Genomic DNA, 22013 nt, shown 5'->3' with positions numbered 1-22013 from the left:
CCTTGTCAATACCACCCCCGGGAGAACAACTCGTGAGACTTTCAACCCAGCCGGTCACCAACGCTCCGCTGTCGGAGATTGACCCGGAGATCGCCGCCGTCCTCAACGACGAACTGGCCCGCCAGCGCAACACCCTCGAAATGATCGCGTCGGAGAACTTCGCCCCGCGCGCCGTCCTCGAGGCGCAGGGCTCGGTCCTGACCAACAAGTACGCCGAGGGTTACCCGGGGCGGCGCTACTACGGCGGGTGCGAGCATGTGGACGTGGCCGAGAACCTGGCCATCGACCGGGCGAAGTCCCTGTTCGGGGCCGAGTTCGCGAACGTCCAGCCGCACTCCGGCGCGCAGGCCAATGCCGCCGCGCTGGCCGCGATGATCAAGCCGGGCGACAAGATGATGGGCCTCTCCCTGGCCCACGGCGGCCACCTGACCCACGGCATGAAGCTGAACTTCTCCGGCAAGCTCTATGAAGTCGCCGCGTACGGCGTCGAAGAGGACACGCACCGGATCGACATGGACCGGGTCCGCGAGCAGGCCCTGGCCGAGAAGCCGCAGGTCATCGTCGCCGGCTGGTCCGCCTACCCGCGCCAGCTGGACTTCGAGGCGTTCCGCTCCATCGCCGACGAGGTCGGCGCCTTCTTCTGGACCGACATGGCCCACTTCGCCGGCCTGGTGGCGGCCGGCCTGCACCCGAACCCGGTGCCGCACGCCGACGTCGTGACCTCCACCGTCCACAAGACCCTGGCCGGACCGCGGTCGGGTCTGATCCTGGCGAAGCAGGACTACGCGAAGAAGCTGAACTCTGCCGTGTTCCCCGGCCAGCAGGGCGGTCCGCTGATGCACGTGATCGCCGCGAAGGCCGTGGCCTTCAAGGTCGCCGCGGGCGAGGAGTTCCGTGAGCGGCAGGAACGCGTGCTCGAGGGCGCCCGGATCATTGCCGAGCGCCTCAACGCCGCCGACGTCGCCGAGCACGGCGTTTCGGTCCTCACCGGCGGCACCGACGTGCACCTGGTCCTGGTCGACCTGCGCAACGCCGCCCTGGACGGCAAGCAGGCCGAAGACCTGCTGCACGAGGTCGGCATCACCGTGAACCGCAACGCGGTGCCGTTCGATCCGCGCCCGCCGATGGTCACCTCCGGCCTGCGCATCGGCACCCCCGCGCTGGCCACCCGCGGCTTCGGCGCCGCCGAATTCTCCGAGGTCGCGGAGATCCTGGCCGCCGCCCTGAAGCCGGGCGCTGACGTCGACGCGCTGCGCGCCCGGGTGGGCGTGCTGGCCGAGAACTTCCCGCTCTACCCCGGCCAGGAAGAGTGGTAGGCCGTGGAAAAGGGCTCCAACATGGAGGGCGCCGTCTCCGATACGGCTGAGGACACCTCCGCCAACCTGGGCTGGGAAAAGAAGGAACGCACGCCGCTGGGCACCCCGGTGGCGGCCCAGATCCTGGACGGGCGCAAGGCCGCCGCTGACATCAAGGAGGAGCTGAAGCAGCGCATCCAGGTGCTAAAGGACGAGCACGGCGTCACGCCGGGCCTGGGCACCGTGCTGGTCGGCGACGATCCGGCCAGCCACTCCTACGTGGGCGGCAAGCACAAGGACTGCGGGCAGGTGGGCATCCGTTCCATCCGCCGCGACCTGCCCGCCGACATCAGCCAGGAAGAGCTCGAAGCCGTGCTGGACGAGCTGAACGCGGATCCGGACACCACCGGGTACATCGTCCAGCTGCCGCTGCCGGCGCACATCGACACCAACGCCATCCTGGAGCGGATCGATCCGGCCAAGGACGCCGACGGGCTGCACCCGGTGAACCTGGGCAGGCTGGTGCTGAACGTCAGCGAACCCATGACCTCGCCGCTGCCGTGCACCCCGCACGGCATCGTGCAGCTGCTGGTGCGCAACGGCATCAGCCTCAACGGCAAGAAGGTGCTGGTCATCGGCCGCGGCGTCACGGTCGGCCGGCCGCTCGGGCTGCTGCTGACCCGCCGCCCGATCAACGCCACCGTCACCCTGGCCCACACCGGCACCGCCGACCTCTACCAGCACCTGGCCGAGGCCGACGTCGTGATCGCCGCGGCCGGCTTCCCGGAAATGGTGCGGGCGGAGGAGCTGAAGCCCGGGGCGATCGTGCTCGACGTCGGGGTCACCCGCGTCACGGACCCGGAGACCGGCAAGACCACCCTGACCGGCGACGTGGACAAGGCCGCGGCCGACGTCGCGTCCTGGATCTCGCCGAACCCGGGCGGGGTGGGCCCGATGACCCGCGCCATGCTGCTGGCCAACGTCGTCGAGGCCGCCGAGCGCCGCGTGGGCATCCTGCCTTCCTGACCACCGGCTGAGCTGCGCCGCAGGGCCCGTTCCCGTTCCGGGGGACGGGCCCTGCCGTTTGCACTATGCTGGCAGGCGTGTCCTGGACCACATCGCCGCAGCAGGCGGCCCGCACTGCACTGCAGTCCGTCATCTCGGCCCGTGCCCTGACCAAGGCGTACGGGGACTTCACCGCCGTCGACGGGATCAGCTTCGACGTCGCGCCGGGGGAGTCCTTCGGGCTGCTCGGACCCAACGGCGCCGGCAAATCGACCACCATGAAAATGATCGGCGGAGTCTCGCAGCGCACGGCCGGCGAGCTGAGCATCATGGGGCTGGACCCCAACGAGCATGGACCGGAGGTCCGGGCGCACCTCGGGGTGGTCCCGCAGCAGGACAACCTGGACGAAGAGCTCCGGGTACGGGAGAACCTGCTGGCCTACGGGCGCTACTTCGGGCTGCCCAAAACCTACCTGCAGCCCAAGGCCGACGAACTGCTCGAGTTCGCCCAGCTGACCGACAAGGCCGGCGCCCGCGTCGACGCCCTGTCCGGAGGCATGAAGCGCCGCCTGACCATCGCCCGCTCGCTGATCAACGATCCGAAGATCCTGCTGCTGGATGAACCGACCACCGGCCTTGACCCGCAGGCCCGGCACATCCTCTGGGATCGGCTCTTCCGGCTCAAGGAGGCAGGCGTCACCCTGATCCTCACCACCCACTACATGGACGAGGCCGAGCAGCTCTGCGACCGGCTGATCGTGGTGGACAAGGGCACCATCATGGCCGAGGGATCGCCCGCGGCCCTGATCCGCGAACACTCCACCCGGGAAGTGGTGGAGATGCGGTTCGGCTCCGAACGCAACACCACGGTCGCCGCGGAGCTGGAGGGCATCGGCGAACGCCTGGAGACCCTGCCGGACCGGGTGCTGATCTATGCCGACGACGGCGAGGCTGCCCTCGAGGCCGTGACCTCACGCGGGCTGCGGCCCATCACCTCGCTGGTGCGGCGCTCCTCGCTGGAGGACGTGTTCCTGCGCCTGACCGGACGGAGCCTCGTTGACTGAGCAGCGGCGGACCGGACCCGGCGCCGGCACGGCAGCGGCCGAACGGCACCCCGTCCTGGGGCTGCGTTCACCGCTGGCTCCACGGCAGACGGCCGCCAGGGCGCGGCGCTTCGGCGCCTTCTACTACGCCGAGCACTGGATCAGGCGGATGGGCGGCTACCGCTGGACCGTGCTCATGACCGCCGTCGGCACGCCCCTGGTGTACCTGCTGGGCATGGGAATGGGCCTGGGCATGCTGGTGGACGCGAACTCTCCGGCCGCCTTCGGGGGAGGGGGCGGGCCGGTGCCGTACCTGGTGTTCCTTGGTCCCGCCCTGGTGGCGACCGCCGCCATCATGATCTGCAGCGAGGAGAACACCTATACCGTCATGGACGGGTTCAAGTGGCACCGGACCTACTACGGGCCCAACGCCTCACCGCTCTCCAGCGGACAGATAGCATCCGGCCACGTGCTGGGCCTGACCGTGCGTATCCTGCTGACCACCGGCATCTACTACCTTTTCCTGCTGCTCTTCGGGGCGGTTCCGCTGCCCGGCACCGGCTGGCTGATGATCTTCACCGCCCTGCTCGGCGGCCTGGCCTTCGGCCTGCCGCTGCTGGCCTACAGCGCCACGCTGAAGGAGGACAAGGGGCAGTTCGCCATGGTGCAGCGGTTCATCGTGATGCCGCTGTTCCTCTTCTCCGGCACCTTCTTTCCGCTGGACTCGCTGCCGATCGGGGTCCGCTGGATCGGCTGGCTCTCTCCGCTCTGGCACTCCGCCGAACTGGGGCGGGTGCTCAGCTACGCCCAGCCCGAACCGGCCGGCCTGGGCCTGGTGCACCTGGCGTACCTGCTGATCCTGGCAGCGGCAGGGATGGTCCTGGCGCGGCGCAGCTTCACCCGGAGGCTGGCCGGATGAGCGCCGTCGACCGCACCGCGCCCGTCTCCCTGCAGCCGCGGGACCGGTTCCTCGGCTCCCTGTACGGACGCAACACCCGCGCGGTGATTGCCCGGGGGCTGAAGGCGACCTGGGGCACCAACTGGAGCATCATGATCAGCGGGTTCGTTGAACCGGTGCTTTACCTGGTGGCCATGGGCATCGGCCTCGGCGCCCTGGTGGGGACGGTCACCGGCCCCGGCGGCACCGAGATGGGCTACGCCAACTTCATTGCGCCGGCCCTGCTCGCGGTGTCGGCCATGAACGGCGCCGTCTACGACTCGACCCTCAACGTGTTCTTCAAGCTCAACTACGCCCGCCTCTACGAGGGCATGCTGGCCACCTCGCTGGGGCCGCTGGACGTGGCGCTGGGGGAGATCTTCCTGGCCCTGCTCCGGGGAGCCCTGTACGCCACCGGCTTCACCGCCGTGATGGGCGCGATGGGACTGATCACCACCCCGTGGGCGCTGCTCATGATCCCGGCCGCCGTGGTGGTGGCGTTTGGGTTCGCGTCCTTCGGCATGGCCGTCACCAGCTACATGAAGACCTTCCAGCAGCTGGACTGGGTCAACTTCATCATGTTGCCCATGTTCCTGCTCTCCGCCACCTTCTATCCGCTGAGCGTCTACCCGGCTCCGGTCCAGGCGGTCATCCAGGCGCTGCCGCTGTGGCATGGGGTGGAGATGCTGCGGCAGATCAGCGTGGGCATGTTCAGCTGGGCAACCGCCGGGCACCTGGCCTACTTCGCGGTCATGATCGCCGTCGGGCTGACGGTCACGACCGCACGGCTGCGCGCACTGTTCCTGAAATAGGGTTCCGGAAGCCGGACGGACCGCCGGGCAGGCCTACCCGCCGTCCGCCCCGCCCAGCGCCGTCCGGAAAACCTCGGCCATCGGCCTGCTGAAGAGCACGAACTCCACCCGCTGCGGCGGCCGCGGATGGGTCCGCACGGCCTGGAGCCCGATCCGGGCTACCTCGGCGGCGGGCCAGCCGTACACGCCGCCGCTGATGGCCGGAAACGCGACGCTCGCGGCTCCGAGCTCGGCCGCCACGTCGAGGCTGGACGTGAAGGCCGAGGCCAGCAGCGCGGGGTCCGTCTGCCCGGCCCGGGCGTCCGGCCCGACGGTGTGGATCACCCACCGTGCCGGCAGCCGGAAGCCGGGGGTCGCCACGGCCGCCCCGGTCGGCAGCCCGGCGGGCAGGGAGCTGCGGCGCAGCTGACGGCAGGCCTCGAGCAGCTCCGAACCCGCGGCGGCGTGGATCGCGCCGTCGACCCCGCCGCCGCCCAGGAGGGAGGAATTGGCGGCGTTCACGACGGCGTCGACATTTCTTTGGGTGATGTCCCCGGTGACCAGCTCGATCCGCATGGCCTCCAGTGTGCCACCGCCGGTAGGATTCCGGGCACCACACAGCCCGGGGGACACCCGGGGGACGGGAGACCAACACCCATGATGTATTCCTGGCACACCCTCGTCATCGACTGTCCCGACGCCGACGCGCTCGCCTCCTTCTACCAGGAGCTGCTGGATCTGCCCCGGCTGCTGACCGAACCGGACTGGGTAGCCATCGGCGGAGACATACAGCGCCCGTCGCTGTCCTTCCAGCAGGTGGAGGATTACCGGGCTCCCGAGTGGCCGGGCCAGGGAGTCCCGCAGCAGATGCACCTGGACGTGCACGTGCGGGACCTGGACCACGCCGAGCGGGAGGTCCTGGCCAGGGGAGCCCGCCGGCTGCCGGGCGGCGCGGAGGACTTCCGCGTCTATGCGGATCCGGCCGGCCATCCGTTCTGCCTGGTGCAGCAGGCCGAGGGGCCCGGGGACTGGGCCGGGCCCTGAGCGGGCGGGAAGAACGCCGGGCATGTTCAGCCTGAGCGAACCCGTGCGCGGGACACTCCGCGGCTCTGCGAGAATGGAAGCATGCAGTCCCTGAGCAAAGGCAAAACGCCGTCTACGTCCCTCCCCGGCCGCGGAATCAGCAGCCGCATGGCCACCATTGGAATGAGCCTGCTGCTGCTGGCCTTCCTGGTCGCCGTCATCTTCGCCGCCAACGAGAACGACGTCATCGGCTGGCTCGTGGTAATCATCGCCTTCGGGTGGCTGCTGCTGGCCGGTTTCGTGGTCTTCAGCGTCCGGGGCGCGGCCAAGCGGGCCGGAGCCAAGCTGGCCGAAGCGCAGGAGTCCCTCAACCGCGCCGGCGGGACAGGCCCCGGCGTCACCACCGTCGTCGACGAGGAGACGGTGATCAGGGACCGCAAGCTGGACCACAGCTTCAAGATCGTCCAGGTGCAGACGCGGGTCATCCGTGAACAGCTGGGCCAGGACCAGGACATGGTCGACCGCGCCATCGAGACCATCGAGATCACCGCGCACAATGCCCGCGGCATGATCCGCCGCGACGAGGGCGGGCCCGTCGAGGGCACCGTCGTCGACTAGGCAACGGACCGGGAGCAGTCTGCGAAGTTGGTAAGGTTGATCAGGTGAACGCGGCATTGACAGGGCAGCAGGAGACGGCGGCGGCAGCCAAACCCGAGGGGGCGCTGCGCATCGCCAGCGTCAACGTCAACGGAATCCGGGCCGCGTACAAGCGCGGCATGGCCGACTGGCTGGCGGCCCGCGACGTCGACATCCTCTGCCTGCAGGAGGTGCGGGCACCCGACGCGATCGTCCGCCAGCTGCTGGGCGAGGACTGGCACATCCTGCACGCGGAGTGCGAAAACAAGGGCCGCGCCGGGGTGCTCATCGCCTCCCGGCAGGCGCCGTCGGCTGAGCGCCACCACATCGGCGACGAGTACTTCGAGCTCTCCGGGCGCTGGGTCGAGGCGGACTTCAAGGTCTCTGTCCAGGGGGCGGAAAAGACCCTGACCGTGGTCAGCGCCTACGTCCACTCCGGCGAGGTTGATACGCCCAAGCAGGTCGACAAGTACCGCTTCCTCGACGTGATGAGCGAGCGGCTGCCCGCCCTGGCGCAGGCCAGCGACTTCGGCCTGGTGGTCGGGGACCTCAACGTGGGACACACCACGCTCGACATCAAGAACTGGAAGGGCAACGTCAAGAAGGCCGGCTTCCTCCCCGAGGAACGCGCCTACTTCGACCGCTTCTTCGGCGAGGACATCGGCTGGCGCGACGTCGCCCGGCAGCTCGCCGGCGACGTCGACGGCCCGTACACCTGGTGGTCCTGGCGGGGCCAGGCCTTCGACAACGACGCCGGCTGGCGCATCGACTACCACATGGCCACGCCCGGCCTCGCCGAGCGGGCGGTCAGCGCCGTCGTCGACCGCGCCCCCACCTACGCCGAACGTTTCTCCGACCACGCGCCGCTTGTCGTCGACTACCAGTTCTGAGGAAATCCGCATGAGCACCCCCGCCGCCGAACCACGCCAGCGCATCCTGTCCGGAATGCAGCCCTCCGCCGACTCGCTGCACCTGGGCAACTACCTCGGCGCGCTGGTGAACTGGGTGCGGCTGCAGGAACAGTACGACGCGTTCTTCTTCATCCCCGACCTGCACGCCATCACGGTGCCGCAGGACCCGGCCGACCTGCGCCAGCGCACCCGGGTCACCGCCGCCCAGTACATCGCCGGCGGCGTCGACGTGGACCGCGCCACCCTGTTCGTCCAGTCCCAGGTGCCTGAACACGCGCAGCTTGCGTGGGTGCTGAACTGCCTGACCGGCTTTGGTGAGGCCTCCCGGATGACCCAGTTCAAGGACAAACAGCAGCGCTTCGGCGCCGACGCCGCATCGGTGGGCCTGTTCACCTACCCCATCCTGCAGGTCGCCGACATCCTGCTCTACCAGCCGCACGGCGTGCCGGTCGGCGAGGACCAGCGCCAGCACGTCGAGCTGAGCCGGGACCTCGCCAAGCGCTTTAACAGCCGCTACGGCGAGACGTTCACCGTGCCCGAGGCCTTCATCCAGAAGGAAGGCGCGAAGATCTACGATCTGCAGAACCCGACGGCGAAGATGTCCAAGTCCGCCGCCTCGCCCGCCGGCCTGATCAACCTGCTCGACGACGACAAGACCGTTGCCAAGCGGATCAGGTCCGCGGTCACCGACGACGGAACGGAAATCCGCTTCGACCGGGACGCCAAGCCCGGGGTCTCCAACCTGCTCTCGATCTACTCGCTGATCTCCGGCAAGGACATCCCCACCCTGGAGCAGGACTACGCGGGACGGATGTACGGCCACCTGAAGGTGGACCTCGCCGAGGTGGTCACCGAACATCTCCGCCCGATCCGCACCCGGGCGCTGGAGCTGCTCGACGACCCCGCCGAGCTGGACCGGCTGCTCGCCGTGGGAGCCGCGAAGGCCAGAGAGACGGCGTCGGCTACACTGGCCGATGTGTACAACAAAGTAGGCTTCCTACCCGCGGGATCCACCAGCATCTGAACCATGCGCACCATGAACCCGTCCGTCGCGAACCCACCCGCAGCCGCCGCCGGCGGCCGCGTGGTGAAGACACGCTGCGTGGGCATCGTGATCGCAGTGCCCGAACCCATGGCCACCCACCTGCAGCACGCCCGGGCCTCCTTCGGCGACCCGATGGCATCGGTTGTCCCCGCGCACATCACGCTGGTCACCACCACCGAAGCCGAGGACTGGGACGCCGCGGTGCGCCATGTGCGCGAGGTGACCAGGCGCCAGCAGGCCTTCCGGATCACCCTCCGCGGGACCGATTCCTTCCGTCCGGTTTCCCCGGTGGTCTTCCTGCGCGTGGAGGACGGCTTTGAGGAGTGCACCTCGCTGCACAAGGAGCTGCAGACCGGACCGCTGGCCAGGGACCTGGCCTTTCCCTACCACCCGCACGTGACCGTGGCGCACGACGTCAGCGAAGCCGGCATGGACAGCGCCGTCGAACGGCTGCGGGACTACGAGACGAGCTTCACCGTGACCAGCGTGGGCCTCTACGAGCACGACCCGAGCGGCATCTGGCGGCTGCGTGAGGAGATGCCGCTCGGCGGCTGACGGCACCGCCCCGTGGGCGTGCACAGGCCGCTCAGGCGCCCGCGTAGGGGCTCAGGAACGTTCCGGACCGGGGGAGTGCCGCCCGTCCACGTAGGCGGCGGCCCAGGCGGCGATGATGCCCGCAGCGCGGTCCGTGTGGTCCCGGTCCGTCATCAGGTGGTCGCAGCCCTCCAGGCACACGAAGCTGCGCGGGTGGCGCGCCGCCGCGAAGATCTCCGAGGCATTGTCCATCGATACCGCCCGGTCGTCGGGGGAGTGCAGGACCAGCAGCGGACGGCCCAGCAATGCAATGCACCCGGCGAGGTCGTGGCCCTGCAGGTCATCAACCAGTTCCCGCCGGATCGGCAGCGGGCCTGCGCCCAGGTCCACCCGTGCCTGGCCGGACTCCCGAACGGCCTGCAGCTCCTCCTCGGCGAAGAGCTCCAGCACATGCGCGGGATCCGCGGGTGCACCGATGGTGACGACGGCGGCGGCGTCGGGCAGGTCGGCGGCAGCGGCCAGGACCGCCGCGCCGCCCAGGGAATGGCCGATCAGCAGGGCCGCCGGGGTTCCCCGGCCGTCGAGGAAGGCCGCCGCGCTGCCGACGTCCGCCACCTTGGTGCTGAAGGTACCGTCCTCCCAGCTGCCGGAGGACCCGCCCAGGCCGGCGGCGTCGTACCGCAGGACCCCGAAGCCGTGCTCCGCCAGGGCCTGGGAGATGCGTGAGGCGGCGGCGCTGTTCTTGCCCAGCGCAAAACCATGGCAGAACAGCGCCCAGCCCCGGACCCGGCCGTCGTCGGGCAGCTCGAGCCGCCCGGCCAGGGTGGTGCCGTTGACGCCGGGAAAGGTGACACGCTCGGAACGGGGCATGGGCTTCACTTTAGCGAAAACGCCGGAAGGCGCCGGTCCACAGGGGACCGGCGCCTTCCGGCGTTGTACAGCCGCGGCTAGACGGAGCGGCTGAGGATGGCCTGCTTCACCTCGGCGATGGCCTTGGTGACCTGGATGCCGCGGGGGCATGCCTCCGAGCAGTTGAAGGTGGTGCGGCAGCGCCACACGCCTTCCTTGTCGTTGAGGATCTCCAGGCGCATGTCGCCGGCATCGTCGCGGGAGTCGAAGATGAAGCGGTGGGCGTTCACGATCGCAGCCGGGCCGAAGTACTGGCCGTCGGTCCAGAACACCGGGCAGGACGAGGTGCACGCAGCGCAGAGGATGCACTTGGTGGTGTCGTCGAACCGCTCGCGGTCCTCGGGGGACTGCAGGCGCTCCTTGGTCGGCTCGTGGCCCTTGGTGACCAGGAAGGGCATGATCTCGCGGTAGGACTGGAAGAACGGCTCCATGTCCACGATCAGGTCCTTCTCCACCGGCAGGCCCTTGATGGGCTCGACCAGGATGGGCTTGGACGTGTCCAGGTCCTTGAGCAGCGTCTTGCAGGCCAGGCGGTTGCGGCCGTTGATGCGCATGGCATCGGAGCCGCAGACACCGTGGGCGCAGGAGCGGCGGAAGGAGACGGAACCGTCATGCTCCCACTTCACCTTGTGCAGGGCGTCCAGCACGCGGTCGGTGCCGTACATGGTGAGCTTCCACTCGTCCCAGTAGGCCTCGTCGGAAACCTCGGGGTTGTAGCGGCGCACCTTCAGAGTGATCTCGAAGGACTCGATCTGTCCGCCGACGGACTCCGGGAGTTCGACCTTGGAGGCCGGCTCGGCAATTTCCGTTGTCATCAGTACTTCCTCACCATCGGCTCGTAGCGCGTGTACACGACGGGCTTGGTGTCGAGGCGGATGCCGGCGGTGTGCTCGGCGTTGTCGGCCTCGTCAACCTTGTAGGCCATCGAGTGCTTCATGAATTTCTCGTCGTCCCGCTCGGGGAAGTCCTCGCGGTAGTGACCGCCGCGGGATTCCTCGCGGTGCAGCGCAGCGACGGTCATGACCTTCGCGAGGTCCAGCAGGAAGCCCAGCTCCACGGCCTCGAGGAGGTCGAGGTTGAAGCGCTTGCCCTTGTCCTGGACGTTGATCTTCTTGTACCGCTCCTCGAAGGAAGCGATGTCGGACAGCACCTGGTTCAGGGTCTCCGCGGAGCGGAACACCTGCATGTTGGCGTCCATCGTGTTCTGCAGGTCGCGGCGGATCTCCGAGACCCGCTCGGTGCCCTCGGAGTTGCGGGCAATGTCCAGTAGCTCGATGGTCTTGGACTCCGGGTCCTCCGGCAGCGGCACGAAATCGGCCTGCAGGGCGTACTCGGCGGCGTAGATGCCGGCACGCTTGCCGAAGACGTTGATGTCCAGCAGGGAGTTGGTGCCCAGGCGGTTGGAGCCGTGCACGGACACGCAGGCGACCTCGCCGGCGGCATACAGGCCCGGAATCACGGTCTCGTTGTCCGCGAGCACCTCGGTCTTGATGTTGGTCGGGATGCCGCCCATGGCGTAGTGCGCCGTCGGGAACACCGGCACCGGCTCCGTGTACGGCTCGACGCCGAGGTAGGTCCGGGCGAACTCGGTGATGTCCGGGAGCTTGGCATCAATGTGCGCCGGCTCCAGGTGGGTCAGGTCCAGCAGCACGTAGTCCTTGTTCGGACCGCAGCCGCGGCCCTCGCGCACCTCGTTGGCCATGGACCGGGCCACGATGTCACGCGGGGCGAGGTCCTTGATGGTCGGGGCGTAGCGCTCCATGAAGCGCTCACCCTCGGAGTTGCGCAGGATCGCGCCTTCGCCGCGGGCGGCTTCGGAGAGCAGGATGCCCAGGCCCGCCAGGCCCGTCGGATGGAACTGGAAGAACTCCATGTCCTCCAGCGGGATGCCGCGGCGGAACGCGATGGCCATGCCGTCACCGGTCAGGGTGTGGGCGTTGGAGGTGGTCTTGAAGACCTTGCCGGCACCGCCGGAGGCGAAGACCACGGACTTGGCCTGGAACACGTGCAGCTCACCGGTGGCCAGGTCATAGGAGACGACGCCGGCGGTCCGCTTGCGGCCGAAGGTGTCCTCGACCATCAGCAGGTCCAGCACGTAGTACTCGTTGTAGAACTCGACGTTGTGCTTGACGCAGTTTTGGTACAGGGTCTGCAGGATCATGTGGCCTGTGCGGTCGGCCGCGTAGCAGGCGCGGCGGACGGGTGCCTTGCCGTGGTCGCGGGTGTGACCGCCGAAGCGGCGCTGGTCAATCCGGCCCTCGGGGGTCCGGTTGAACGGCAGGCCCATCTTCTCCAGGTCCAGGACGGCGTCAATGGCCTCCTTGGCCATCACCTCCGCGGCGTCCTGGTCGACCAGGTAGTCGCCGCCCTTGACCGTGTCAAAGGTGTGCCACTCCCAGTTGTCCTCTTCCACATTTGCCAGCGCGGCACACATGCCGCCCTGGGCCGCACCCGTGTGGGACCGGGTCGGGTACAGCTTGGTCAGTACCGCCGTCCGTGCGCGCTGTCCGGATTCGATCGCGGCGCGCATACCGGCGCCGCCGGCGCCGACAATGACGACGTCGTACTTATGGACCTGCATACCAGATGCTCTTTCTGTTGAAACTGTTGTGAGGGCGGGGCTGCGTCCTGCTTCTCCGCCTTAGCGGGAGGAGCAGAACGAGGCCAGCTGATCCGCCGTAGCGTTGGCGGGGCACGGATCGAAGGTGAAGATCACCAGGGTGCCGAGCACGACGATGACCACCGTCGAGATGTACAGGACGGTCTTGAGCCACATGCGGGTGGAGTTCTTGTCCGCGTAGTCGTTGATGATCGTCCGCACACCGTTGGCGCCGTGGAGCATGGCCAGCCAGAGCATCACCAGGTCCCAGACCTGCCACAGCGGGCTGGCCCACTTGCCGGCGACGAACCCGAAATCGATGGCCTTGATGCCGTCGCCCACCATGAGGTTCATGAACAGGTGGGTGAAGATCAGCACGACCAGCAGGACACCGGAGAGGCGCATGAACAGCCATGCGATCATCTCGAAGTTGCCGCGGGAATTGCCGGTACGGGTGTACCGGGGAGCAATGCGCCCGGAACGGGGTGCTTCGATGGAAGGAGCGCTCATGGTTTAGTGACCCCCGAAAACGATGGGAAGGTGGCGGATGGAGAAGCCGATCATGGTCACGGCCCAGAGGCCGACGACTCCCCACAGCATCTGCCGCTGGTACTTGGGGCCCTTCTTCCAGAAATCGATCAGCACCACACGCAGGCCGTTGAAGGCGTGGAACACAATGGCTGCCACGAGGCCCAGCTCGCCAAGGCCCATGATCGGGTTCTTGTAGGCGTTGATCACCACGTTGTAGGCCTCGGGCGAAACGCGCACGAGCGAGGTGTCCAGAACGTGAACCAAAAGGAAGAAGAAGATCACCACGCCGGTAATGCGATGTGCAACCCACGACCACTGGCCTTCACGGCCGCGGTAGAGAGTGCCTGCTGGTAACTTCGACACTGAAATATTCCTCCCTGCTGCGCAGCGGCGCTAGCGCGTCTTCCACGCAGTGTTGACGCCGGTGCGAGCACTATAAGCTCCAGCATAATCTAGGCCGGTGTTCCGGGTCTTTCAATTTAGGACGGCCTATCATGTGGCGCTGATCACACCCGCTTGCACGGGGTGACCGACACCCCTTATGCGCCTCGCAGCCGACGCCGCGGACACTCGGCTAGCCTTGGGGTCTGATGACTACCGAGATGCACAGCACAAGCGACCGTGACGCGTTCAGCCGTTTCTACGGGGTGATTCCCGCGGGCGGAACCGGAACCCGTCTCTGGCCTCTTTCCCGCGCCGCGGCGCCGAAGTTCCTGCACGACCTGACCGGATCCGGCAGCACGCTGATCCGGGCGACCTACGACAGGCTCTGCCCGCTGGCGGGGGACCGGGTCATGGTCGTGACCGGCACCCTGCACCGCCGTGCCGTCAAGCAGCAGCTGCCGGAGATCTCCAACGACAACCTGGTCCTGGAGCTGGAGCCCAAGGACTCTGCTGCGGCGATCGGCCTGGCGGCCGCCATCCTGTACCGGCGCGACCCGGAGATCATCATGGGCTCCTTCGCGGCGGACCAGGTGATCACCCCGGTCGAGGTGTTCCAGGAGGCGGTCCGCGAGGCCATCCTGACCGCGGCACGCGGCTACATCGTGACCATCGGGATCCAGCCGACGCATCCCTCCACCGGTTTCGGCTACATCCGTGCCGGCGAAAGCCTGGCGATCGACGGCGCCCCGAACGCCCGCGCCGTCGCCGAGTTCGTCGAGAAGCCGAGCGAGGACGTGGCCCGCAGCTACCTGCGTGACGGCTCGTTCAGCTGGAACGCCGGCATGTTCGTGGCCCCGGTCAGCCTCATGCTCAAGCACCTTGAGGCGAACGAGCCGGAGCTCCATGCCGGACTGACCGAGATCGCCGAGGCCTGGGACACCGCCCGCCGGCGGGACGTGGTCCGGCGGATCTGGCCCACCCTGCCCAAGACGGCCATCGACTACGCGGTGGCCGAACCGGCCGCCGCGGCCGGCGACGTCGCGATGATCCCGGGCGCCTTTACCTGGGACGACGTCGGGGACTTCGCCGCGATCGGCCGGCTGAACCCGGCCGCGGAGAACACCGAGCTGAGGGTCATGGGCGAGGGGGCCCGGGTGTACTCGGAGAACGCCTCGGGCATCGTCGTCTCCGACACCAAGCGCGTCATCGCGCTGATCGGCATCGAGGACGTGGTCATCGTGGACACCCCCGACGCCCTGCTGGTGACCACCAAGGAGCATGCCCAGGAGGTCAAGAAGGCCGTGGAGCACCTCAAGGCCAGCGGCGACACGGACGTCCTGTAGCGGGAGTGTGACGAACGCCGTCGCGCCGGAGCGGAACCGGCAGCCCCATGTGAACGGCCCGTACCTTTATTAACGCGGCCGGTTCACGCCGCCGGGCCGGGGTTGGCTAATCTGGAGGATGTGCAGACCATCCCCTTGAGCAGCTCACCGGTACCGTCGATCCGCGGACGGGTGGTGCCCCTGCTGGAGGAGCTGATCGGGTTCCGGCGCGACATCCACGCCCACCCCGAGCTTTCCAACAAGGAGTTCCGCACCACCGACCAGATCATTGCGCATCTGGAGGCCGCCGGGCTCGCGCCCAAGCGGCTGGAGAACACCGGGGCGGTGGTCGACATCGGTGACGGTCCGCTGAGCCTGGCCCTGCGGGCGGATATCGACGCCCTGCCCGTCCTCGAGGAAACCGGCCTGCCCTACGCCTCGACGCATACCGGCATCGCGCATGCGTGCGGCCACGACATCCACACCACCGTGATGCTCGGGGTGGCCCGGGTGCTGGCCGCCCTCGACGCCGAAGGCAAGCTGGGCGGCCGGGTCCGGGTGATCTTCCAGCCCGCGGAGGAGGTCATGCCCGGCGGGGCGCTGACCGTCATCGAGCAGGGGGCCCTGGAAGGCGTGCCGCGGGTCCTGGCCCTGCACTGCGATCCGCGGATCGACGCCGGAAAGGTCGGCACCCGCATCGGGGCCATCACCTCGGCCTCCGACACCATCCGCCTGGAGCTCACCGGGCGGGGCGGCCACACCTCCCGTCCGCACCTGACCGAGGACATGGTGTTTGCCCTGGCGGAGATCGCCGTCGGGGTGCCTGCCGTCCTGTCCCGCCGGATCGACGTGCGCAGCGGCGTCTCCGTGGTCTGGGGCCAGATCCACGCCGGCTCCGCACCCAACGCCATCCCTGCCGCCGGCAGCCTCTCCGGCACCATGCGCTGCCTGGATACCGAGGCCTGGCACGCCGCCGGCGACCTGCTCGACGACGTCGTGCAGCAGATCGCCGCACCCTACGGCGTGGAGGTGGCCCTGCAGCACACCCGGGGCGTTCCGCCGGTGATCAACGCCGAAGCGGAAACCGGACTGCTGGAGGCGGCCGCGCGGGCGGAACTGGGCGAGGATTCCGTCGTCCTCGCCCCGCAGTCCATGGGCGGCGAGGACTTCGCGTGGATGACCCAGGCCGTGCCGGGCGCGATGATGCGCCTCGGCACGCGCACCCCCGGGGGAGAGACCTATGACCTGCACCGCGGCGACTACCGGCCCGACGAGCGGGCCATCAGCAGCGGCGTCCTGGTCATGGCATCGGCGGCGCTGAGAGCGGCCCGCGGGCTGCGGCGCTAAGGCCGATGATGATAACAACATGTAAACAATTGGGAACGCGCCCCCGAATTGGGACTGCTGTGATTGCGCTAACGTTAGGGTAAGTGCTGGCGTCCCAAACGGCTGAGCCCAAGGATGCACCACACGCGCCTTTCAGCCCCGGAACGGCCCCAGCGGCCGGCGGCGGATCCTGAAGAACAACACGGGTGGAACAACCACTTCTTTCCTGGAGGAATCTTGAAGAATTTCCCGCGCATCAAGCGCAACGCGGGCGTCTCCGCCGCCATGCTGGGCGTGTCGGCTCTCCTGCTCTCGGGCTGCGGTGCTGCTCCGGAAGAGGAAAACGGCGGCTCGGAGGCTGCGGCCACCGACTTCACCGGCTGCATCGTCTCGGACTCCGGCGGATGGGATGACCGTTCGTTCAACCAGTCCAGCTACGAGGGCCTGATGGCTGCCAAGGACGAACTGGGCATCGACACCAAGGAAGCCGAGTCCCAGGCTCCCACCGACTTCGCCAACAACGTCGACAGCATGGTCCAGGGCGGCTGCGACCTGACCGTGACCGTGGGCTTCCTGCTCTCCGACGCCACCAAGGCCGCCGCCGAGGCGAACCCCGACGTGAACTTCGCGATCGTTGACGACAACGCCATCGAGCTCGACAACGTCAAGCCGATCATCTACGACACGGCCCAGGCCGCGTTCCTGGCCGGCTACGTCGCCGCCGGTTCCAGCCAGACCGGCACCGTCGCCACCTACGGCGGCATGAACATCCCGACCGTGACCATCTTCATGGACGGCTTCGCGCAGGGCGTGGAGTACTACAACGAGGAGAACGGCGCGGACGTCAAGCTCCTCGGCGCCGACTCCTTCGTCGACAGCTTCGAGAACCGCGCCGCCGGCAAGACCCTGACCCAGAACTTCATCAACGAAGGCGCCGACGTCATCATGCCGGTCGCCGGACCGGTGGGCCTGGGCACCATGGAGGCCGTGGTCGAGGCCAACGAAGGCGGCAAGGACGTCAAGGCCGTCTGGGTTGACTCCGACGGTTACGAGACCGCAGGCATTGGCCAGGAGTACATCCTGACCTCGGTCATGAAGCTCATGGGCGAAGCAGTCCAGGAGGTCGTCACCGAGTCCGCCGAGGGCAACTTCAACGCCGAGCCCTACGTCGGTACGCTGGAAAACGGCGGCGTCGACCTCGCTCCGTTCCACGACCAGGAAGCCAACGTCCCCGAAGAGGTGAAGAGCGCCATCGAGGACCTGAAGGCGAAGATCATCTCCGGTGAGATCACCGTCGAGTCCGAGTCCAGCCCCAAGTAACGGACCGGACCGCCCGCAGGCGACCGCCATGTCCCGCAGCCGCGGCTGCCGGGACATGGCGGTTTGTCTGTGCCGGGCAGCAGTTCCTCCCACACAGCATTTCCGAACAGATTGGTTGGGGTTTTGAAACTCGAACTGAAGGGCATCACCAAGCGGTTTGGTTCCCTGGTGGCCAACGACCACATCGACCTCGTGGTCGAGCCCGGACAGGTCCACAGCCTGCTCGGCGAAAACGGCGCCGGCAAGTCCACGCTGATGAATGTCCTCTACGGCCTCTACGAGCCCACCGAGGGGCAGATCCTCCTCGACGGCCGGCCCGTCACCTTCAACGGCCCCTCCGACGCCATGGCCGCGGGCATCGGCATGGTGCACCAGCACTTCATGCTGGTGCCCGTGTTCACCGTGGCTGAAAACGTCGCGCTGGGCAACGAATCCACCCGCCTCGGCGGAGCGCTCAACCTCGACGTCACCCGCGCCCGCATCCGGGAAATCTCCGACCAGTACGGGTTCGACGTCGATCCCGACGCCGTCGTCGGGGACCTCCCGGTCGGCGTGCAGCAGCGGGTGGAGATCATCAAGGCGCTGATCCGCGACGCGGAGGTCCTGATCCTCGACGAGCCCACCGCCGTGCTCACCCCGCGCGAGACGGACGAGCTGCTCTCGATCATGCGCCAGCTCACCGCGGACGGCAAAGGCGTCGTCTTCATCTCCCACAAGCTGCGCGAGGTCAAGGCCGTCTCCGACGTCATCACCGTGATCCGCCGCGGCAAGGTCGTCGGGGAAGCGGAGCCTTCCGCCTCCACCACCGAACTGGCCGCCATGATGGTCGGCCGCTCGGTGAGCCTGAGCCTGGACAAGGCACCGGCGGAACCGGGGGAGGAGACCTTCCGCGTCACCGACCTCACCGTGCTGTCCCCCACCGGGCAGCCCGTGGTCAACAAGCTCAGCTTCAGCATCGCCAAGGGCGAGATCCTGGCCGTCGCCGGCGTCCAGGGCAACGGCCAGACCGAGCTCACCGAAGCCATCATGGGCCTGCAGGAGCACGTCACCGGCTCCATCACCCTGGACGGCCGCGAGCTGGTGGGGCTGAAGACCCGGCAGATCATCGACTCCGGCGTCGGCTTCGTCCCCGAGGACCGCAGCGTCGACGGCCTGGTCGGCACGTTCTCAGTGGCCGAGAACCTGGTGCTGAACCGCTATGACGAGGCGCCGTTCGCCGGCGGCCTGTCCATGAAGCCCGGCGTCGTGACCGCAAACGCGGACGAGAAGATCGCCGAATACGACATCCGCACGCAGTCGGCCTCGACCCCGGCGGGCACCCTGTCCGGCGGCAACCAGCAGAAGGTCGTCATGGCCCGCGAGCTGTCCCGGCCGCTGTCCCTGTTCATCGCCTCCCAGCCCACCCGCGGCGTCGACGTCGGGTCCATCGAGTTCCTGCACCGGCGGATCGTCGCCGAACGGGAAGTCGGCACCCCGGTGATGATCGTCTCCACCGAACTTGACGAGGTCCTCGAACTCGGGGACCGGATCGCCGTGCTGTACGGCGGCCGGCTGATGGGCATCGTGCCCGCCGGCACTTCCCGGAACGTGCTCGGCCTCATGATGGCCGGCATGACCGCAGATGAGGCGCTGGCCCGCGAGGCCGCGCCCGAGGACACCCAGACCGAGGGAGGGGCGCAGTGAGCCCGGACAAGTCCACCACAAGTGGGCAGACACCAGACCGCAGCACATCGGCTGCCGACGAGGTCCGCCTGGAGATGGCCGCCGAAACGGCCGGCGGGCAGCTGCCGCCGCCGGCGGCCGCCGTCGGCGCCACCCTCGCGCCGGAGACCGACGCCCCGCGCGGCGTGCTCGAGCGCATCGTCACCGGCAGCGCGCTGGTCTCGGTGCTCTCCGTGCTCATGGCGCTGGTGGTCGGCGGCATCCTGATCGCCCTGACCAACGAAGAGGCCACGGAGGCCGCCGGATACCTGTTCGCCCGCCCCGGCGACTTCTTCGGCGCCGCCTGGGACGCCGCCGCGGGAGCCTACTACTCCCTGTTCCAGGGGTCGATCATCAACCTGGAGGCTGACACCTTCACCCGGATGATCTATCCGCTGACCCAGACGCTGACCACAGCCACCCCGCTGATCTGCGCCGGCCTCGGCGTCGCCCTGGCCTTCCGCGCCGGCCTGTTCAACATCGGCGCCCAGGGGCAGATCGTCATGGGCGCCGCGCTGGCCGCCTGGGTCGGGTTCACCTGGCAGCTGCCCTTCGGGCTGCACCTGCTGCTGGTGATCATCGCCGGCCTGCTGGGCGGGGCCATCTGGGGCGGCATCGCCGGCCTGCTGAAGGCCCGCACCGGTGCCCACGAGGTGATCGTCACGATCATGCTCAACTACGTCGCAATCCAGCTGGTGGCCTTCCTGCTCACCACCCCCGGCTTCCAGCGCGAGGGGTCGAACAACCCGATCAGCCCCCAGCTGAACGACACCGCCATGTTCCCCAAGCTGCTGGGCGAGAGCTTCCGCCTGCACTGGGGCTTCGTGCTGGCGATCCTGGCCACCGTCTTCGTCTGGTGGCTGCTGAACCGCTCCACGGTCGGCTTCGAGCTGCGCGCCGTCGGCGCCAACCCCGACGCCGCCCGCAACGCGGGCATCAGCACCACCAAGGGCTACGTGGTGGTCATGCTCATCGCCGGCGCGCTCTCCGGCCTGGCCGGCGTCTCCCAGGTCTCCGGCACCGAACGCGTGCTGACCAGCGAGGTGGCGGCGAGCTTCGGCTTCGACGCGATCACCGTCGCCCTGCTCGGCCGCTCCACCCCGTGGGGCACCTTCGCGGCCGGGCTGCTGTTCGGCGCCTTCCGCGCCGGCGGCGTGGCCATGCAGACCAACACCGGCACCAGCATCGACATTGTCCTGGTGGTGCAGTCCCTGATCGTGCTGTTCATCGCGGCCCCGCCGCTGGTGCGCTCCCTGTTCAGGATCCCGCCGCCCGGTGCGTTCCGCACCACCCGCAAGCGCACCGATGCCGCTGAAGCAGCCGGAGGAGCAGCATGAGCACCGCCACCACCACATCCTCCGCGCCCGCACCGGCGCCTGAAGCCGCCGTCGTCCGCAGCTGGAAGACACCCATCCTGCTCGGCGTGTTGGCACTGCTGGGCCTGGCCGGGTTCGCGCTGGGCGCCCCGGACACCGATGTCACCTTCCGCCTGACCGACCCCAACGCCGCGCTGACCCTGCCCGACCTCGTGTTCTCCGCCGCAGCCTTCGGCTGGGCCGCGGCCGTGGTCCTGGTGCTGGCGGCGGCCTGGGCCTTCGTGCTGGTCCGCAGCGGCCGCCGGATCCCGATCTGGCTGCCGATCATCTTCGGCGTGGTGTTCGTCGCCGCGTTCCTGTCCTGGGCCGTCGGCAGCGCCAACACCCCCAACGTGGCGCTGTACGGGCTGCTCGCCGGGTCCATCTCGCTGGCCATTCCGCTGATCTTCGGCTCGCTTTCCGGCGTGCTGTGTGAGCGGGCCGGCGTGGTGAACATCGCCATCGAGGGGCAGCTGCTCTTCGGCGCCTTCGCCGCCGCCGTGGCCGGCACCGTCTCCGGCAACGCGTTCGTGGGCCTGCTGGCCGCCGCCGTCGCCGGCGTGCTGGTGTCCCTGGTGCTGGCCGTGTTCAGCATCAAGTACATCGTCAACCAGGTGATCGTGGGCGTGGTACTGAACGTCCTGGTCTCCGGCCTGACCGGGTTCCTGTTCTCCACGGTGCTCAGCGCCAACCAGTCCGGCCTGAACTCCGCGCCCCGGCTGCCCAACATCCGGATCCCGTTCCTGGCCGATATTCCCATCCTGGGCCCGATCCTGTTCGACCAGTCGCTGATCGGCTACCTGATGTACTTCGCGGTTGCGGCCATCTGGTTCGGGCTCTTCCACACCCGCTGGGGCCTGCGCACCCGTGCCGTCGGCGAGCATCCCAAGGCCGCCGACACCCTGGGCGTCAACGTGAACCGGACACGGTTCACGAACGTGCTCATGGCCGGCGCAGTGGCCGGCATCGGCGGGTCGTTCTTCACGCTGGTCTCGGTCTCCAGCTTCGGCCGGGACATGACCGGCGGGCAGGGCTACATCGCCCTCGCCGCCCTCATCCTGGGCCGATGGAACCCGCTCGGCGCCGTCGCCGCGGCGCTGCTGTTCGGCTTCGCCACGAACCTGCAGTACGTGCTCGGGCTGCTCGGCACCTCGGTGCCCAGCCAGTTCCTGGCCATGCTGCCCTACGTGGTGACGATCTTCGCCGTCGCCGGCGTCGTGGGGCGCTCCCGCGGGCCGGCGGCCAGCGGCGTGCCGTACATCAAGGGATAACCGCACGCGGGACCGGCGGCCGGGCAACCGGCAGCCGGTCCCGCTGCGCATCGCGGCCGTTCCGGCCGCGAGGGA

General features: G+C 68.6%; 22 protein-coding genes. 16 read left to right on the top strand and 6 right to left on the bottom strand.

The features are described from left to right. Positions 1-32 precede the first annotated feature (32 nt). The 5 genes from glyA to AC5RV6_RS12930 all read left to right on the top strand — a co-directional run bounded on the left by glyA (position 33) and on the right by AC5RV6_RS12930 (position 5092). Positions 33-1316 (top strand): serine hydroxymethyltransferase, encoded by a 1284-nt coding sequence (glyA, locus tag AC5RV6_RS12950; RefSeq protein WP_494007728.1) that lies wholly within the window; start codon positions 33-35, stop codon positions 1314-1316. 108 nt (positions 1317-1424) lie between these two features. Continuing rightward, positions 1425-2321: a bifunctional methylenetetrahydrofolate dehydrogenase/methenyltetrahydrofolate cyclohydrolase gene (locus AC5RV6_RS12945; protein WP_494008093.1), complete on the top strand. Its 897-nt coding sequence runs from the start codon at positions 1425-1427 to the stop codon at positions 2319-2321. Positions 2322-2386: 65 nt separating this feature from the next. Continuing rightward, entirely contained in the window at positions 2387-3364 is a 978-nt protein-coding gene (locus AC5RV6_RS12940; protein WP_494007727.1) for an ABC transporter ATP-binding protein, read from the top strand. Further along, the gene (locus AC5RV6_RS12935; RefSeq protein ID WP_494007726.1) at positions 3357-4262 is read left to right on the top strand and encodes an ABC transporter permease; all 906 of its coding nucleotides are present in this window, start codon (positions 3357-3359) and stop codon (positions 4260-4262) included. Before AC5RV6_RS12940 ends, AC5RV6_RS12935 begins: the two co-directional genes overlap by 8 nt. Beyond that, positions 4259-5092: an ABC transporter permease gene (locus AC5RV6_RS12930; RefSeq protein WP_494007725.1), complete on the top strand. Its 834-nt coding sequence runs from the start codon at positions 4259-4261 to the stop codon at positions 5090-5092. The genes AC5RV6_RS12935 and AC5RV6_RS12930 overlap by 4 nt, the downstream gene beginning before the upstream one ends. 33 nt (positions 5093-5125) lie before the next feature. Here AC5RV6_RS12930 and AC5RV6_RS12925 read toward each other — a convergent pair whose 3' ends face one another. Then, complete coding sequence (locus AC5RV6_RS12925; protein ID WP_494007724.1) at positions 5126-5647, bottom strand: O-acetyl-ADP-ribose deacetylase; 522 nt, start codon at positions 5645-5647, stop codon at positions 5126-5128. 81 nt (positions 5648-5728) lie between these two features. Here AC5RV6_RS12925 and AC5RV6_RS12920 point away from each other — a divergent pair, with 81 nt between their 5' ends. The 5 genes from AC5RV6_RS12920 (at position 5729) to AC5RV6_RS12900 (ending at position 9241) form a co-directional block, all read left to right on the top strand. Beyond that, positions 5729-6115 carry a VOC family protein gene (locus AC5RV6_RS12920; protein WP_494007723.1) on the top strand — a complete coding sequence of 129 codons (387 nt, stop codon included), beginning with the start codon at positions 5729-5731 and terminating at the stop codon, positions 6113-6115. Positions 6116-6196: 81 nt separating this feature from the next. Next, on the top strand, positions 6197-6712 hold the full coding sequence (locus tag AC5RV6_RS12915; protein ID WP_494007722.1) for a hypothetical protein: 516 nt from the start codon (positions 6197-6199) through the stop codon (positions 6710-6712). A 44-nt stretch (positions 6713-6756) separates the two neighbouring features. Beyond that, a complete protein-coding gene (locus AC5RV6_RS12910) occupies positions 6757-7620 on the top strand; it encodes an exodeoxyribonuclease III (protein ID WP_494007721.1) in 864 nt (287 codons plus the stop codon). Between the two features lie 10 nt (positions 7621-7630). Continuing rightward, positions 7631-8665 carry a tryptophan--tRNA ligase gene (gene trpS / locus AC5RV6_RS12905; RefSeq protein ID WP_494007720.1) on the top strand — a complete coding sequence of 345 codons (1035 nt, stop codon included), beginning with the start codon at positions 7631-7633 and terminating at the stop codon, positions 8663-8665. Positions 8666-8668: 3 nt separating this feature from the next. Beyond that, positions 8669-9241 carry a 2'-5' RNA ligase family protein gene (locus tag AC5RV6_RS12900; protein ID WP_494007719.1) on the top strand — a complete coding sequence of 191 codons (573 nt, stop codon included), beginning with the start codon at positions 8669-8671 and terminating at the stop codon, positions 9239-9241. A gap of 51 nt (positions 9242-9292) precedes the next feature. Here the strand turns inward: AC5RV6_RS12900 and AC5RV6_RS12895 are convergent, their stop codons facing one another. From AC5RV6_RS12895 to sdhC, 5 genes are all read right to left on the bottom strand, one after another. Continuing rightward, the gene (locus AC5RV6_RS12895; RefSeq protein ID WP_494007718.1) at positions 9293-10090 is read right to left on the bottom strand and encodes an alpha/beta hydrolase family protein; all 798 of its coding nucleotides are present in this window, start codon (positions 10088-10090) and stop codon (positions 9293-9295) included. A 77-nt stretch (positions 10091-10167) separates the two neighbouring features. Further along, positions 10168-10944: a succinate dehydrogenase iron-sulfur subunit gene (locus AC5RV6_RS12890; protein WP_494007717.1), complete on the bottom strand. Its 777-nt coding sequence runs from the start codon at positions 10942-10944 to the stop codon at positions 10168-10170. Further along, positions 10944-12710: a succinate dehydrogenase flavoprotein subunit gene (gene sdhA, locus AC5RV6_RS12885; RefSeq protein ID WP_494007716.1), complete on the bottom strand. Its 1767-nt coding sequence runs from the start codon at positions 12708-12710 to the stop codon at positions 10944-10946. Before sdhA ends, AC5RV6_RS12890 begins: the two co-directional genes overlap by 1 nt. 60 nt (positions 12711-12770) lie before the next feature. Beyond that, positions 12771-13238, bottom strand: a complete 468-nt coding sequence (locus tag AC5RV6_RS12880) for a succinate dehydrogenase hydrophobic membrane anchor subunit (protein WP_494007715.1) — start codon at positions 13236-13238, stop codon at positions 12771-12773. Between the two features lie 3 nt (positions 13239-13241). Beyond that, the gene (sdhC, locus tag AC5RV6_RS12875; protein WP_494007714.1) at positions 13242-13622 is read right to left on the bottom strand and encodes a succinate dehydrogenase, cytochrome b556 subunit; all 381 of its coding nucleotides are present in this window, start codon (positions 13620-13622) and stop codon (positions 13242-13244) included. Positions 13623-13849: 227 nt separating this feature from the next. Here sdhC and AC5RV6_RS12870 point away from each other — a divergent pair, with 227 nt between their 5' ends. The 6 genes from AC5RV6_RS12870 (at position 13850) to AC5RV6_RS12845 (ending at position 21938) form a co-directional block, all read left to right on the top strand. Then, positions 13850-14986: a mannose-1-phosphate guanylyltransferase gene (locus AC5RV6_RS12870; protein ID WP_494007713.1), complete on the top strand. Its 1137-nt coding sequence runs from the start codon at positions 13850-13852 to the stop codon at positions 14984-14986. Positions 14987-15106: 120 nt separating this feature from the next. Then, positions 15107-16312 carry an amidohydrolase gene (locus AC5RV6_RS12865; protein ID WP_494007712.1) on the top strand — a complete coding sequence of 402 codons (1206 nt, stop codon included), beginning with the start codon at positions 15107-15109 and terminating at the stop codon, positions 16310-16312. A 264-nt stretch (positions 16313-16576) separates the two neighbouring features. Further along, complete coding sequence (locus AC5RV6_RS12860) at positions 16577-17611, top strand: BMP family lipoprotein (protein ID WP_494008092.1); 1035 nt, start codon at positions 16577-16579, stop codon at positions 17609-17611. Positions 17612-17734: 123 nt separating this feature from the next. Beyond that, positions 17735-19294 (top strand): ABC transporter ATP-binding protein, encoded by a 1560-nt coding sequence (locus tag AC5RV6_RS12855; RefSeq protein WP_494007711.1) that lies wholly within the window; start codon positions 17735-17737, stop codon positions 19292-19294. 74 nt (positions 19295-19368) lie between these two features. After that, positions 19369-20649: an ABC transporter permease gene (locus AC5RV6_RS12850; RefSeq protein WP_494008091.1), complete on the top strand. Its 1281-nt coding sequence runs from the start codon at positions 19369-19371 to the stop codon at positions 20647-20649. Continuing rightward, complete coding sequence (locus AC5RV6_RS12845) at positions 20646-21938, top strand: ABC transporter permease (RefSeq protein ID WP_494007710.1); 1293 nt, start codon at positions 20646-20648, stop codon at positions 21936-21938. The genes AC5RV6_RS12850 and AC5RV6_RS12845 overlap by 4 nt, the downstream gene beginning before the upstream one ends. The last annotated feature ends 75 nt before the right edge of the window (positions 21939-22013 follow it).

The organism is Arthrobacter saudimassiliensis, from assembly GCF_059090665.1.
This window is presented reverse-complemented; position numbering and strand designations above follow the sequence as displayed.